This is a genomic window from Actinomadura sp. HBU206391, assembly GCF_014323665.1.
In the GTDB taxonomy this organism is placed as follows: Bacteria; Actinomycetota; Actinomycetes; order Streptosporangiales; family Streptosporangiaceae; genus Actinomadura_C.
In genome coordinates, this window is record NZ_JABVEB010000001.1 from 52177 (window position 1) to 66087 (window position 13911).

The 13911-nt window shown below is 65.5% G+C and carries 18 protein-coding genes; 6 read left to right on the forward strand and 12 right to left on the reverse strand.

Annotated elements, in window-relative coordinates; all coding sequences use genetic code 11:
• Positions 1-135 precede the first annotated feature (135 nt).
• The 5 genes from HKK72_RS00255 to HKK72_RS00275 form a co-directional block, all read right to left on the reverse strand.
• Entirely contained in the window at positions 136-927 is a 792-nt protein-coding gene (locus tag HKK72_RS00255) for a hypothetical protein (protein WP_187232136.1), read from the reverse strand.
• Positions 924-2978 (reverse strand): hypothetical protein, encoded by a 2055-nt coding sequence (locus tag HKK72_RS00260; RefSeq protein WP_187232137.1) that lies wholly within the window; start codon positions 2976-2978, stop codon positions 924-926. Before HKK72_RS00260 ends, HKK72_RS00255 begins: the two co-directional genes overlap by 4 nt.
• Positions 2978-3670, reverse strand: a complete 693-nt coding sequence (locus HKK72_RS00265; RefSeq protein ID WP_187232138.1) for a hypothetical protein — start codon at positions 3668-3670, stop codon at positions 2978-2980. The genes HKK72_RS00260 and HKK72_RS00265 overlap by 1 nt, the downstream gene beginning before the upstream one ends.
• Before the next feature lie 207 nt (positions 3671-3877).
• Positions 3878-4582, reverse strand: a complete 705-nt coding sequence (locus tag HKK72_RS00270) for a Crp/Fnr family transcriptional regulator (RefSeq protein ID WP_187232139.1) — start codon at positions 4580-4582, stop codon at positions 3878-3880.
• A complete protein-coding gene (locus tag HKK72_RS00275; protein ID WP_187232140.1) occupies positions 4579-5091 on the reverse strand; it encodes a Pycsar system effector family protein in 513 nt (170 codons plus the stop codon). The genes HKK72_RS00270 and HKK72_RS00275 overlap by 4 nt, the downstream gene beginning before the upstream one ends.
• Positions 5092-5695: 604 nt before the next feature.
• Here HKK72_RS00275 and HKK72_RS00280 point away from each other — a divergent pair.
• The 3 genes from HKK72_RS00280 to HKK72_RS00290 are packed head-to-tail and all read left to right on the forward strand — an operon-like array spanning position 5696 to position 7453.
• Positions 5696-6385, forward strand: a complete 690-nt coding sequence (locus tag HKK72_RS00280; RefSeq protein WP_187232141.1) for a hypothetical protein — start codon at positions 5696-5698, stop codon at positions 6383-6385.
• Entirely contained in the window at positions 6285-6818 is a 534-nt protein-coding gene (locus HKK72_RS00285) for a helix-turn-helix domain-containing protein (RefSeq protein ID WP_187232142.1), read from the forward strand. The genes HKK72_RS00280 and HKK72_RS00285 overlap by 101 nt, the downstream gene beginning before the upstream one ends.
• Positions 6815-7453, forward strand: coding sequence for a hypothetical protein (locus tag HKK72_RS00290; RefSeq protein ID WP_187232143.1), 639 nt, complete (start codon positions 6815-6817; stop codon positions 7451-7453). The genes HKK72_RS00285 and HKK72_RS00290 overlap by 4 nt, the downstream gene beginning before the upstream one ends.
• A gap of 222 nt (positions 7454-7675) precedes the next feature.
• Here the strand turns inward: HKK72_RS00290 and HKK72_RS00295 are convergent, their stop codons facing one another.
• A complete protein-coding gene (locus HKK72_RS00295) occupies positions 7676-8149 on the reverse strand; it encodes a hypothetical protein (protein ID WP_187232144.1) in 474 nt (157 codons plus the stop codon).
• Between the two features lie 169 nt (positions 8150-8318).
• Between HKK72_RS00295 and HKK72_RS00300 the strand changes: the two genes are divergently transcribed.
• Positions 8319-8603 (forward strand): hypothetical protein, encoded by a 285-nt coding sequence (locus tag HKK72_RS00300; protein WP_187232145.1) that lies wholly within the window; start codon positions 8319-8321, stop codon positions 8601-8603.
• Positions 8604-8635: 32 nt separating this feature from the next.
• Here the strand turns inward: HKK72_RS00300 and HKK72_RS00305 are convergent, their stop codons facing one another.
• The 5 genes from HKK72_RS00305 to HKK72_RS00325 all read right to left on the reverse strand — a co-directional run bounded on the left by HKK72_RS00305 (position 8636) and on the right by HKK72_RS00325 (position 11933).
• Entirely contained in the window at positions 8636-8860 is a 225-nt protein-coding gene (locus tag HKK72_RS00305; RefSeq protein ID WP_187232146.1) for a hypothetical protein, read from the reverse strand.
• A 593-nt stretch (positions 8861-9453) separates the two neighbouring features.
• On the reverse strand, positions 9454-9942 hold the full coding sequence (locus tag HKK72_RS00310; RefSeq protein ID WP_187232147.1) for a hypothetical protein: 489 nt from the start codon (positions 9940-9942) through the stop codon (positions 9454-9456).
• A gap of 47 nt (positions 9943-9989) precedes the next feature.
• A complete protein-coding gene (locus HKK72_RS00315; protein ID WP_187232148.1) occupies positions 9990-10211 on the reverse strand; it encodes a hypothetical protein in 222 nt (73 codons plus the stop codon).
• Positions 10212-10259: 48 nt separating this feature from the next.
• Positions 10260-10517: a hypothetical protein gene (locus HKK72_RS00320; protein WP_187232149.1), complete on the reverse strand. Its 258-nt coding sequence runs from the start codon at positions 10515-10517 to the stop codon at positions 10260-10262.
• 180 nt (positions 10518-10697) lie between these two features.
• The gene (locus HKK72_RS00325) at positions 10698-11933 is read right to left on the reverse strand and encodes an FtsK/SpoIIIE domain-containing protein (RefSeq protein WP_187232150.1); all 1236 of its coding nucleotides are present in this window, start codon (positions 11931-11933) and stop codon (positions 10698-10700) included.
• A 65-nt stretch (positions 11934-11998) separates the two neighbouring features.
• Between HKK72_RS00325 and HKK72_RS00330 the strand changes: the two genes are divergently transcribed.
• Positions 11999-12154 (forward strand): hypothetical protein, encoded by a 156-nt coding sequence (locus HKK72_RS00330; protein ID WP_187232151.1) that lies wholly within the window; start codon positions 11999-12001, stop codon positions 12152-12154.
• A gap of 239 nt (positions 12155-12393) precedes the next feature.
• Here the strand turns inward: HKK72_RS00330 and HKK72_RS00335 are convergent, their stop codons facing one another.
• Complete coding sequence (locus HKK72_RS00335; RefSeq protein WP_187232152.1) at positions 12394-12687, reverse strand: hypothetical protein; 294 nt, start codon at positions 12685-12687, stop codon at positions 12394-12396.
• 465 nt (positions 12688-13152) lie between these two features.
• On the opposite strand from HKK72_RS00335, the gene HKK72_RS00340 reads away from it, so the two are divergent.
• Positions 13153-13884 (forward strand): DUF4913 domain-containing protein, encoded by a 732-nt coding sequence (locus tag HKK72_RS00340; RefSeq protein ID WP_315986999.1) that lies wholly within the window; start codon positions 13153-13155, stop codon positions 13882-13884.
• Positions 13885-13911 lie beyond the last annotated feature (27 nt).

Sequence of the window (13911 nt, forward strand, 5' to 3'; positions counted from 1 at the left end):
CAACGCGCCGATGACGCCGTGGTTCAGGCCGTGCGCATGCCGCGTCGTAGGACATGCGGCTGCGTACTTGAGCGTGGAGTCGCAAGGCCAGGAGGCTGGTTGCCGGGTCGAGCAACCAGCGCAGAGCGGATAGCTTCATCGAGCTGTACCCGTCTCGGCAATTCGGGATGGCTCCCCCTCGTCACCACCACTATCGGTTGAGTCAGCGGCTGCTGGTCCGCTCGACATCAGCCAGGGAGCGTCGCCCCATCCCATTTGGTCCAGGACGGTGCGGACGGTGGTCATGAAGCGTGCGTGCTGCCCCGGGTCATCGCCCAGTTTCTCCCAGATGTACAGGAGGGTTTGGGCCATGCGTTCGGCCTTGGCCTGTATGTCGTCAGCCGCGCCGACCAACGGGAGGATCTTGTTTTTGAAGGCGTCCCAGTCGAGGGATTCCAGATCGTCCAGGTGGCGATCGAGCCACCAGATGCGCGTTGCGTCCGGCTTGTCGAAGACCGCCTGTCTGAACCGTTCTCGGCGCTCGTGCTCCTGCTCGACCTGTAGTGTCACCCCACGCAGAGCGTCTTGGTATTTCTGGGCCCGGTCCGCATCCTGCTCTGTGAGCGTCAGGGTGACGCGTGCCTTCAGCCAGAGGCCAGGAGTGTCTTCGACGGTGTGCCAGTGAGTTGCTGCGAGAGTGAGGCGTTCCTGCGCGGTGTCGAGCTGTTCGGGCATGTGACGCTGGGTGATGCCGCGGCCGAGTTCGTCCAGGGCGAGTCGTGCGGCGGCTCGCGCGGTGGCTGTGTCGCTGGCCTTGAAGTTGGCTCGTGGCCCGTAGGTGAGTGTGCCGCGGGCGCAGAAGCGGATTCCGGGCAGACGTGTGGGCCACTGGGCCTGAATCCGACTGCGCCGGCGGCTCCACCACGGGCCCGGTCCGTCGGTCGTCAAGGGGTCGATGCCTCCTTGGACGTCTGGTATCGGTTGGTGGCCAGCACCAGGACATCCCGCCAGAACGGGCGGATGGCCGATTCTTCCGTCACCATGAGCCGGTCGAGTCCAGAGCGGAGTCTGGGTGGGGTGTAAATGTCGGCAAGTACGTTAACTACGGCTTCCCGGCGGTCGGGATCCTCATGGAATCGCTCATGCCATCGCGACAGTTGTTTGACCACTGCCTCCACGGCGTCGTCGGTGGACAGTAGCTTCTGCCATGCGTGGATGATGCGCAGCCGGGTCTCGGGGTCGTGTGTGTCGTCCAGGATCAGGTCCGTTCCCTCGTCGCTGGAGACGAGGGCGAGGAAGGCTCCCAGAGTCTGGCGGCGCAGGGTCTCGTCGTCTTGCCTGCTTTCAACGTCGCTGAGCCATTGGTGGACGGCCCTTCGCACCTCTTCTGGCCGTCGCAGGGCGAGTTGCTGGAAGGCGTGGACGACGGTCGCGGAGCCGAACTCCTTGTGGCCCGCCGCCTTGCCCAGACGTGTCACCGCGAGGGCAGGCTGATGGATTCCCCAGGTGCCGCCGCAGATCTCGATGACGAGTTCAACTTTGTTGTCCGATGGGGTCTTGGCATCCATCCACTGGCGCAGGCGATCCCTGACATAGCGGCCGAACTCGTTATCTCCTGCTGCTTCAGTCAAGGCTTCCACGGCCAGGATCCGTCGAGGCCCTATGAGATAACTCGCCAGTCCGTCGAGGATTGCCCGGTCGTGGCGGTAAACCGCCAGTTTCAACAGCGCAGTGGTGACCAGGCGGGCGTCCTCTTCCGGGACGGTTCGGTCTGCGGCGATGTCGATCGCCCATCTGCACAGGAGTTTGTGCTGGGTGGGGAACTCGTCCCACAGGTGGCGCAGGATGGCAGCGGGCAGGCCTTCCTTCTGCGTGTCGTGGAAAGCCCGGTCACCGTTGCGGGTGATCTTTGCGGCTTTCAGTCGGCTCGATGTGGTGGCGTCGGTCAGAACGTTGGCAGGGTTGCGTTTGAAGCCGAGTTGGGTCAGGAGGTCGTCGGCTGCCTTGATGACGGAGCTGCGCTGTCCTCCGTGCAGCAGAGCGCCGGCCCAGACCGTGACCCGGGTGGCCAGCAACTGCGAGTCGCTTTCCGCCGCCCGATCCTTGCTGAGGAGTTTCTCGACTTCCGTGTGCCAGTCGCCGAATTCATCGACGATCGACTGGATCTGGTCGGCGCCGGATGCCCGGATTAGCCGGTCGGCCAGACGCCACGCGGCACGCGCGGAGGGGTTGGCCTTCCAAATGTCAGTGAACTCTTTCCCGTCCAGCCAGGCCGCACGGTCGCCAGGATGGTGCGCCCGGAGTTCCGCCGTGACGAGGGCCCTCGCGTCGGGAGACTCCAGCCGAATGGTGAATGGCAGCGTGGGCTCAGCCCAGTGGCCGTACCAGTCATCGGGCGTGGCCAGGATGACAAGGAAGGAGTTCTTCTTCCGCAGTTCCACACCATGGCCGACCAGGTCGGCGCCCAGCCGTTCGCTGAGCTGATCCGGGAGGTCGGAGAGATCGAGGATGTATCCATGCGCTATCTCTTTCGGCAGCGGACGGACCGAAGGCCTGGACCATTCGGGGTCGAGGTCGATGATCGTTAGCGAACTGCTGGTCGCCGTACGCAACAGGCGTACGGCGGCGGTTCGCCGGCCAGTGCCCGGGGCTGCGCAGAGCACGACGATTCCGTATTCGTCCAGCAGTTTAGAAGCGGCGTCCCACTGGTGTGTGTTGCGTGGTGGGACAAACCGGCCGTCCTGGCTCGCCTTGTAGTCGGCGTCGGTCTCGGTGATGGGGATGGGGATGGCTTGATCGCCGTTCAGATGCAGGTTGTAGGCCTGGATGCCGTGCTCGCCATAGTGACGGAGGTCCACCGAGCTGGGGTGCCACTGACCGTTCGGCTCGTCGCCCTCTCGGGGTAGAGGTGAGCCCGCAGGCCCGTGAGGCCCGGTGAGTTGCGTAGATGGTGAGGTGGGCTCCATGCGGTCCTGCTCGGCTTGCTCGTGGTCGATCATTACTGCTCCCGTCCAGCGCCGAAGTAGTTGTAGCTCTGGATGCCGTGCTCGCCGTGATGATTGAGGCTCACCGTGCCCGGGGTCGGGGAAACCGACTGGGGTGATGCTCCAAGGGCAGTGGTCTTCGGCTGCGCTGAAGTCGGCTCCATGGAGTCGACCGGTTCGAAGATGTCCGGGTCCGCGAGCCTCCAGTCGAACCCTGGAATGTGTATCCAGGCTGGCTGCTGGAACTTTTTTACCTTCGCCAGGTGCTGGGTGAACTGGCTTGGTAGTACGTCGCCGTTGACGCAGCCGCTTTCGAAGACGTCCTCGTAGACCCGCTGCGAGATGATCATCACGGTGTTGGTGATCTCCGGGTTCGCACGGTTAAGCACAGTCCGCAGCGCGTCGTCGTCCAGGAGCCGGTGGGTGTGCACCATCGGCACGCCCAGTCCGCTGTTCGGCAGTGGGCCGACATGGATGCTGACTCGCAACTGCAGAGGCGGCCCTGCCGGGGTCTCGACACGTCGGCGGGCGAGAACTGCCCGGAGGGCGTCAGGGAAGCAGCCCACGAGGGCGGGCAGGACTTCCGGGTCCATGCCAGCGACGTAGCCGTCGCCGGTGTGCTGGCCGAACATGCGCCGCTCCCAGTGAGCGCTCACGTTGCTGGCACTGAGTGCCTGTGCCAGCAACGGCGAGATGTCGGCGTTCACCTGTTGCATGCCCCTGCTGTCCAGTGCACTGAAGTTTCGAGCATCTACGGCCAGAACGGCCCGGTAGGGCCACAACGGCTCCCATGACGGCAACATATGCCGCTCCTCTCGTCGCGTGTGTTTCGCCGCGAATGACGGTGAAAGCCACTCTCGAGGAGAGGCAGGGATGAAATGGTCCAGCGTTGGACGGTACGGGCGTGCGGTGAGTCACATCGCAGGCGCGGCATCCTCGCCGCTTCTGACGCCGAGGTCCTCTTCACCCCGGGCGACTGCCCGGAGGCGGGCCACATCTGTGATGATCAGGCGCCGCCGACCGAGCGTGAGGATGTCGGCTGACTGGAGTTGGCCCAGGGCTACAAGTGCGGACGAGCGGCGCATTGCCGCCATGGTGGCCAGCTCGGTGCGGGGCATGCCCAGCTCCACGAGCAGGCTGGTCGCCCCTTGTGGCTGGCCGACTTCGTCCGCGAGGTGGCTCACCACTCGGGCCACGCGCCCTATGGAGGGCAGGTGCACCAGGTCTGCCCGTAGGCGTTCGTGGCTGTTCAGCCGTTCCACGGTCAGCTGGTAGATGACCCTCTCTAAACGATGCCGCTCCACGTAGCCTCGGAAGGCATGAGCGGGTAGCACAACTCCGGTGCAGCGGCGCGCCGCTGTGACGGTGGCTGAGCGTGGACGGCCGAGCAAGGCGCCCATTTCCCCGAGGACCTCACCTGGCCCGCGCAGCATCAGAGTCAGCTCGTCGCCGCACTCGTTGCTCTGAACGACCTTCACCAAACCGTCGACCAATGCGATCACGCAGTCGGGCGACTCGCCCTGCGCGAGCAGCACGGCGTTGGATGGGTAGGTCCGTCGACGCCCGCGATCGATCAAGTCACGCCACACATCGGCGGATACCAGGGAGCGGAAATTCATTGCGATGCCCTCCTGGTGTGTCTTCCGACGGCGCTCGCCAGGCCGAAAGCGGCACCTCCCGCGACCGCCAACATCAGCGACCACTGCACCCGCCGGTGCTTGTTCCAGGCGATCTCGCTCATCACCACCACCTGCTGGGACAGCGACGGCAACGGATCCTTGTCCCGACGCGCCGCTTCCAGCACCGCCGGGTCCAGGTGCCGGACATGTCCGAAATACAGGAAGTCGTCCTCGTTCTCCAGCCCTCGTCGCTCCACACGGAGATTGGGCGAGATCGCCCAGGCCGCGCAACCGACACCGCCAACCATGAGCAGGACGCCGAGCCACAACAACAGCGGTGGCACCGTGGAATCGAAATCACCAGCCGCTCGCTTGGAGCTCGCCAGTAGGCCCAAGACAGCCGTGGACTGCGTGGTCAAAGCAAACGAGGCCTTCGAATCAGCCTTGGCTGTCCAATCCGCAACAGCTGCCTGAATGCGCCACGCGGTCTCCGTCGACTCAACCACCATCAAGCCATCCCTCTAGGCTAGCTGTCGACCAAGCATTCACTCGCCGGTCCGGGCTGAAGCCTGGCCACAACGACGAGGCGGAAAACCTCCTTATGGCATTTTGGCCGAGAACGGACACTTGGACCGCCCCGGCGAAGTTCGAGGCTAGATCGGTTGGTCTCGGTCGCCGCGGCAGTATCGGCAGCCAGCCGGTGGAACGTCTCCTGGTGCTCGGCCGAAGGAACGTTCCCGCAATAGAAATTCAGCCTTTCGGAGTTGACCGTATATGCGGCCTCGCATGGCTCAACCAGCACGGTCACCACGGGCAACACCGAGCAGACGGCAAACGATCACCACCCGCGGCCGAGGAAGAATCTCGGCTCTGGGGGGCCCTCCGTAAGCCCGGCGTCCTCCTCCTAGGTGGCTGTGCCGTGGTCGGAACGATCGCTGGTGTCGCGGCCTGGGCCCAGTGGGGCTGGCCGTTCTGACAACAAAACCGGGTACCGGGGCGTCCTAAAGGGACAGGGCGGTCAACGAGGACGCGTCCAACGGGCGCAGGGAGACACATGAGCAGAACTACCCCCCGCCCCAAGATGCGCCACGGGCTCAAGGTGGCGCGAGCATCGTGACGTTGAATCTCGACGATGAACTGGCCGACTGGGCTACCAAAGAGGCCCAGCGCCTTCGAAGCCTTGAGTCCAACGCGCGAGCGCATGGCGGAAGGCTCAGGGCTCCGGCAATCACGATGCGCGGGCAGGCATCGGCCGCGTTGGAGTTCTTGAGGCGCTACGCGTCCGACACCCAGTTCCTCGCAGCAGCTGAAGCGTGCTTCGACAGGTCTTCGCCGGCCGATGCCGCCCACGCGCTTCAGCGGGTGGCCGAGATTCTCGAGCTCTGGAAGGCCTTCATCAAGGACGGCATGGCTCAAGCACTTCCGTTCCCAGTGCAGGCGCGAATCGAAGCGGCGACAGATCTCATGGAGCAGGTCCAGCAGCTGATCAGCGACGCCAAGGTGCATCCGGCGGCCCCGGTTGTCCTCGCTGGCGCTGCGCTCGAGGAGTTCCTCCGGTCGAAGGTCGCTGAGACCGGCGTGACCGTGACAGGGAAGCCGGGGATCAGCAGCTATTCCAGCGCGCTGCGTTCAAGTGGGCACCTATCCGCCCAGGACGTGAAGGACATCACCGCGTGGGCGGGGCAGCGAAACGAGGCTGCTCATGGAGAATTCGGCAAGCTATCTCCACAGCGCGCGCAACTCATGGTCGACGGCATCAATCTCTTCATGCGGCAGAAGACGCCAAATACACAAACCCCATAGCCAACCGAAGCCTGACCGCCACCCAGAGTCTGGGCTCATCAGGCGCGCGCGGCAGGGCCGCCGACTTTCCATTCCAGCAGCGGCAGAACGGGCCGGCATCAGCCACCAGCGCTGGAGCCAGATCGAACGCGGTACGGGCAACCCGGCGCCGGCCGAAACCGTCGCTCACATGGCCCACGCGGTCGGTATCACGTCCGGCCGGCTCGCCGAAGCGCGGAAGGATGCGGCCGAGATCCTGGAAGAGATCGAACTGCAGCAGACTGGCGACCGTCCAGAATTCGAGCGCAGGGTGCGAGCGATCATCGGCCGCTCCCCAGAGCTGGAGAGCCCGGTCCTCGAGGAGATGTACGCAGAGCACCAGGCGATCCAGAAGCGTCAGGACCAGTTGTTCGAAGCGATGCTGCTCCGACGAGCTGAGGACGGTCGTGCGTGAACCACACCGAAGCGACATTGAGCGCCTCCACAAAATTGAACTGGGGTGACGTCCCCACCTGGGCGGGCGTCACCGCCGCAGTCGCGGCTGGCATCGTCGGCTTCTTCCTGTTCCGCATTGAGTCCAGGCGTGACGCGCGAGCAGAGCACGATCGGCAGCTGGCGGCCGAGGACAGGCACGCAGCTGCCGAGGACCGTCGGCGTGCTGAAGAAGACCGCCGTGCTGAGATCGAGGATGCCCGCCGCGCCCAGGCCGACAAAGTCGCCGCATGGTTCGGCAGCTTCGAGGAGCCCAATAGGCCTCGGCCCCGCACGCCCGAATATCTCACTGACCGGTACGGCGCCTACATCAGGAATGCATCGGACCTGCCCATCTACGACGTCCGGGTGGAGTTTTACTATGTGCAGGACCGGACTGACGGCACGTCCGGATGGGACCCGATTCATCGCGGATCTAGCGTGGAGGAGCTTCGCGCCATCCCACCGCAGGGCACCGAGTTCGTCGACATGCCGCAGGGGATCCGGCGTCAAGTCGATGACATCTCCGACGAGATGTACGTCACGGGCATCGAGTTCCGGGACTCTGCCGGGAACCGCTGGGCGCGCGACCCGCGAGGGCAGCTGCAAGAGCTGTGAGGGGCGAGGACGCGCGATGACGAACACCTAGTCGGAGGTCTCCAGGCCCTGCTGGATGTGCGTCGAGCGGCCACGTTCGGCCGCCGTCCGCGCCGGCTTCTCCGCCTTGATCCACTGGTTCGGGAGTGCGGAGGGTGACCTGGGCGAGCGCGGCGGCCTGGTCGAGGTTGAGGAGCTCGGTGAGCTCGTCATCGGGGTCGAGCCTCATGATCCCAGTGTGTGTCAGAGGTCTCTCATGAGCGCTTCTCCGGCCAGATCCTGTGCCGTACGAAGGAGGTGAGCAACGTCCTCGAACGCAAGCCCGGGAGTTTCGGGGTCCAAGTCCTCATAGACCACCATGCAGTACGCGTCCACGGCTTCCGTGACGTGATTGGGCACCCGGCTGATAAGCGAGAGAATCTTCAGCCTGACTAGTCGAAATTGATCAACCGACTCAGGTGGACGAACCTCGACGGCAGTGCCCCTCAGGTGCTGCCAGATGCGGAAATGCTCACCAAGAGCATCCTGAAGGGTCAGCAGCGCATCTCGCTCGATCTCGCGTTGCCGGACCCTGAAGGCGTCGTGACGCGCCTCTCGCTCCCGCGCGTGCGTGCCCTTGTTCACCAGTGCCTGGCCCCAAAGCGTCAGCCCGCCGGTCACCAGGCCGCCGGCGATGACGCTGGCGGCCGGGATCAGCAGATTCGCCCATTCCGTCATGGATCCTCCGGTCCTCATTTGCCGCCATCCGGTCAGTGTGGGCAACGGCGCGACAGCGGTCAACGGGTGGCAAACCGGTGACGGCGGATCGTACGGCCAGAGAGCTCGCCGACATGGTCAGGTATCGCTCGCTTGTTCGAACACGGGACATCGCGGTACAACCAGGACTGTGCCCCGCGTCCCACCCCTCGTACGATCCGCCAGAGCCGGCGGCATCGCCTACCTGCTCCGATGGGAATGGGAAGGCCCACACCGATGGGCCGCCGACATCGCCTGGGTCGAATGGAACGGCCAGGACTGGACCCCCTGCCGCACGCACGTCCCCGCCTCCGACATCACGCCGCTCCCCGGCCAGAAATACAAGAGCGTCTCCCAGATCAAGAGGGTCGAACGGGAACGCGACGAACGCCTCAAGGCCAGCCGGGACACCAACGGCAGGGGCCCGGAGCACTGACGTACACGGCCGCCTCCGGGGGTGAAGGGGGTTCAGGAGCGGGCGCGGCTTCTCGCCGGTCGTTTGGCGATGACCGGCCGGTGACCGGCGGCGATGATCTGCGCGATGTTGTCGTCGGAGAACCGCAGGCGCCCGGCGACCTTGGTCGACGGAACGAGCCGTTTCCCTGCGCGCTTCCTGAGCGTGTGGACGGAGATGCCGACGAGCTTGGCGGCCTCCTCCGGGGAATGGGTGTGGGGGCACTCGACATCACACATAGTGACGCCCTGCCCGTACGTCAGGGGGCGGCACCTGGCGCCCAAGCCACGGTGTGCAAGCTGACCGACCTGGGCCAGTCTCTTGACGGCCCAGGCCTGTGGCTAGCGACTGCCCAACCATGTGCGGATGAGATCCAAGTACATCGGGTTCCTCGCGGTGGCCATCGCGGCGGCAATCATCGGGTTCGCCGGCGGATCCGTGGTCGACCTCGGCGGGAACCGGTCGACTCGGCGGACCACTCGGCGGACTGCTGGCGGCACGGCGAGGCCCAGTTCAACACCGGCCCGTGCACTCATTGGCCGAAGGATGATCCGCCTGCCCACTGGGGGCTGCCGGACTGTCCGGACGTCATGGATTCCTCGGTGACCGCAGAGAGTTACCCGCAGGGGTGCCGCGTCCCGCCCGAGTCGATGAGCGGGTAGCGGTCTACTTGCGGAGGTAGGGACCACAGCGGTCAGGCGGCTGCCTGCATCCGGCCGAGCACGCACATCGGCGGGGCCGCGACGGTGGCGGACAGACGCGGGCTAGTTGTTCTGTCCGGCTCAGTCGTCGCCGGTAGCGACTTCCTCAGACGTCGGTGGCCAGCCCGGCATCAGCAGGTGGTGGCCGATGCCGGCGAGCATCCACTGACCGTCCACGAGCCGCATGACGAACGAGAGGCGTTCGGCTTCCATGCCGGGCGGGAAGTAGGCGATCCCGTTCTCGTCGAGGGGAAGCTTGTTCGTCGCGCCGAGGACGACCAGCTCGAGGCCCGCGCTGAGCGGTCGTGGTCGGCTGGCGACCCAAGCTCCTGGTCGAGGTCCCCCACTGCCTGAAGGATCGTGCGCAATGTGACGCGGGCGCACTGGGCCCATAGCGGGTGCTGGGGCGAGGCCTCGGCGAGCTCGGCCGCCAGGTTGTCCTGGCTGATTCCTTCGGCGCGCAGTTCATCGTCGAGCGCGTCACGGTTGCGCCAGATCCACATCTGGGCGAGCGCGAGGCGGAACTGCGGATCCACCGTGCGCCAGAGCTCATCGATGGCGCCGCGGCGGAGCACGTCGACGATGGCGAACGCCAGGGCGGGCAAGCCAGACTCCGCCATCGCGATGGTCTCATCCCAGTCGGGCGAGGTGTCCCCGTCTTCCTGCATCAGATGGTGGGCTTGTGGGCTGCAGGGGTCTCGGCTGCCGTCAGCACGGCGGCCGCGCACGCCTTGGAGCATGCGACCGCCGCGAACCGGTGCTGCTGCACAGTGGACTCGCCTTGTCCGACCTGCTGAAGGTAGACCTCGTGGACCTGTACCCAGTGGTACGACATGGTGAGCTCGGAGTGGGTGGGGGACGGGCAATCAGCGTTGGCGCATCTGCTCATCTGCGAACTCCCGGGTTCGGCCAATGGGGGGAGCCGCAGTCTCTCAAATTAGCGTCGCCGTTTGTGGACGATGCGGACGCCAAAGCGTTCCCGCCGGCCGCTGCCCTTGCACCGCTTGCAGACCCCCCACCGGTTGCGGTTCGAGCCGGGGCTCTGGCCGTTGCCGTCGCATCGCCGGCACCGCCCGTACGGCCCCAGCCGCGCGCTCAGCAGGTAGCCCGCGGTGAACACGAGGACGGTCACGACGACCAAGAGCCGGCCGCCAGCGGTATCGGTGGTGCCAGCAGCGAGGTCGGTAGGGGTCACGAGGTGCCTCCCGGGGCGGTTGTAGCGTGATGGCGTGAGGGCCGCTAGTCCGCTGGTTGCCTGGTCAGGGCCGCTAGCAGGGTTGCTAGGTCTAGCGGCCAGGGCCGCTGGCCAAGCGACCAGACCAGCGACCCGGGATGTCCGTTTCTGAGCGTTTGCGCTGCGCCTCCTGCAGGGTCTTCAGGTCGACGCCGCGCTTGTTCTTCCGCTCCCCCTGGCTGTCGTCCCGTTCGAGCTGCCGGCGTTTGATCCCGTGGGCGCCCAGTGCGTTGCCGAGGTCCTGCGCGCTCCACCCGGCGTACAGCTCGGGTGCTCCTGGGCGAGCCGCGTCACGATGACTTCGTTCCACAGCGAGGCCTCGCCCGGACGGAACACCGCGGCCGCGTGGTCGACAAGGGTCTCGGCCGCGGCGATGACAGACAGCTCGCCGGCGGCGACCCCGGTGAGGGTGCCGGCCGCGCTGCGGAGCTCAAGGGCCCGGTCGGTGACGGCGTCGCCGGCCGGGTTGTCCAGGTAGTACGTCCGGACGATCTGCACGTCGTCGGCCTCGCCCAGGAGCATCCCGATCCCCAGGTCCTTACGGGAGAACGAGGTGGCCCTGACCCCGTTCTTGTACTGCGAGGTCCCCAAGATCATGTCGTTGGTGTCCTGGTCAGCGACCCGCAGCGCCATCCGCATCGCCACGTTCGACCGGACCCCGGTCGGACAGCTCTTGGAGTTCGGCTTCTGCGTGGCCAGGATCAGGATGATGCCCAGGGCAGGGCCGACCTTGATGATCCGCTCGGCGAGCTCGGCGGCGCGGTCGCCGAACCCCGGATGCGCGAACAGGTTCTGCGTCCCGTTCACCGCGGCCAGGATCGGCGCCAGGTCGTAGCGAGGGTTCTCGCATAGCTTCCGCGTCACCTTGTTCTCGGGACAGTCCATCGGGTGCTTGGCGGCGATCTCCTTGATGAGCTCGCTGCGCCGCTCGACCTCCCCGTTGAGGTCTTCCAGGCTACGGAGGCACGCCTCGATGGCCGGGTCGATGATCCCGGACGCGTAGTGGTGGGAGACCTTCCGTAGCGGCGACAGGTCATCGGTGCCCTTCAGCTCGAACACCCGGAGCTGGACGATCGGGTCCAGCGCCGCGGCGAGCAGCAGCACCCGGACGCTGAACGTCTTGCCCTGCCTCGGCATCGCCCCGACCAGCAGGTTTTGGAAGATCAGGGTGACGTTCACCGCGCGGCCTCGGACGTCGACGCCGAGCGGCAACGCCTGGAAGATGTCCGCACGGCCGTCCTTCAGTAGCGGCCACGCGGGCATGTGCAGCTCCCGCAGCGGCCGGTCGTCGACCCACAGGACCAGCCGCCCGGCGTGCTCGTCCGGGTCGGTCTCCGGCCACGTCGCGCTTGCCGATGATGTCGGCTGCGGTCTCACCGAACGGCAGGTCGACGTCAGGGCGCCACCCTGGCCCGTCACGGTAGGGGTCGGACACGGAGGTGATGCCCTCCCCACCGGCGGCGAGCGCCTTGTTCACCTCGGCGATGCCCAGTGACCCCAGGGCCCGGGTCACGATCGGCGCGGTCAGCTTCGGCGCCGAGGCCCCGGCGATGACCGCATGCTCCACGAACGGCCTGCCGATCGGCCGGCCCAGGTAGCCCAGCAGCATGACCAGCGTGAACACCAGCGGGTACGAGGACGGCGGCGACACCCACACCGGACCAGTCCTGGCGCCAGTGCCACGTGACCGTCCTGTAGCCGTGATCCTCACTGATTACGCAGGCGGGTTGATGATCCGATTCATCTTGCGTCGGTCGATCTGCAAATCACGGGCGACGGCACGCTGGCTGGCGCCCGCCTGGTACCGCGCCTGCACCAGTTGCTCCAGCGTTGGTTCCTAGACCGGCGCAATGGGCAGGCTCGGCTCAGGAGACGGTGCCGTAGGACTACCGAACGTGTCGGACCCCGCCTTCACGTTGCCCTCCGAGCCTGCCCGGATGAGCGTCATGAGCAGCTCGAACGACCCAACAAGGGCCAAGACCGGCCAGGCATTGACTAGGGCACCGATAACGCCGCGGTTCAGGCCATGCGCCACATTGGCACCGACCGTGGCCACCATGCCCACCCCCGAGGCTCCACTTTGCCAACGCTGGTACACGTTGTTTCGGCGCTTGGCGTCGAGGATGACCATCGGCGCGGCCCAGATGAGGCCATCCCCCGGTGAGCGGTACCAGCCGCGCGGTAGTCCCCGACTCTCCGTGCGAGCGCACCAACTCGTAGGCGTGCCAGCAGGAGGTGACAGCGGCCACGCCGACCACCGCCAAAGCGGTGATGACCGGGATGGTCGGCTCTGGTTCTACCGGTGGATGATCCAATAAGCGATTACAGATACGAGGCTGGCGCCGAGCGCGGAAGCGATCCCGCGAGTAAGGGCGAAAAGCGAGGCGTGTACGAGACGGCGGCGCATGGGCTTGCCAAGCATGCATTCTCCTCAACTCGAGTCGTGATGTCGTCGTTGTCAATGACAGCCGTCCGGAGGGTTTTCGGCGATCAGTCGCGCAGTCGGTCAACGACGGGCAAGGTAGTTGACCTGGAGGTTTGACCTCAGGGAGATGTTTTCCGGTTGCGTTCGGTCCGGATTCGGTAGCGTTTGCGAGTGGCTGAGGAGCACAGCAGCAGCACCAAGGTGTTCACTACCGCGTTGCGCGAGCTGTACAAGGCGGCGGGCTCGCCGCCGTACAAGGCTGTGGTCAAGCGGGCGCAAGTCCAGCAGCCGGCCATATCGATGTCGACCACGTCGCTGAGTGACTGGCTGGCAGGCAAGCATGTGCCAGCTAAACCCGAGACCGCGAAGTTCTTGGTGCGATATCTGCGGAGTGAAGCAGCACGCCGAAATCGGAGTTTCCGGGTGGCCTCAGATGAGCGGTGGGAGGAGATGCGCGAGGCGGCGCTCAGGGAACGGAATGAGGGCCGCCAGAGCGGTCGGCCACCCAAGCGACGCGACCGTGACGAGTTCCCCGACAGGCAAGATACTGACGATGATAGCGAGACCCCTCAACCGGTCTTCGCTACCGTCGAAGAATATGTTACCGAACGCTTTATCCCCATGTATCGCCGTATCCTCGGCAGCGAATTCCGGTGGTGTCCTCGCTGGTGGGAGCATGCCGAAGCGATCTCCCGACTGACGGCGATATGGCACTCATGGGAAGTTAAACGACTGGAACCTGGTACCGGAATACCCGAGTGGTACAGAGATTACTTGGACCCACAGCTTCCAATCTTGATGGGCCCAAATGGGCCGTTCGCGATGTGCAACGAATACGAGCATAAAGAAATTTCTCAGGCGCGACTTGTTCCAGCCCCTGATGGGTATTGGGATCCGTCATGACACTTCCGCCCAGTATGAGAAGAGCCC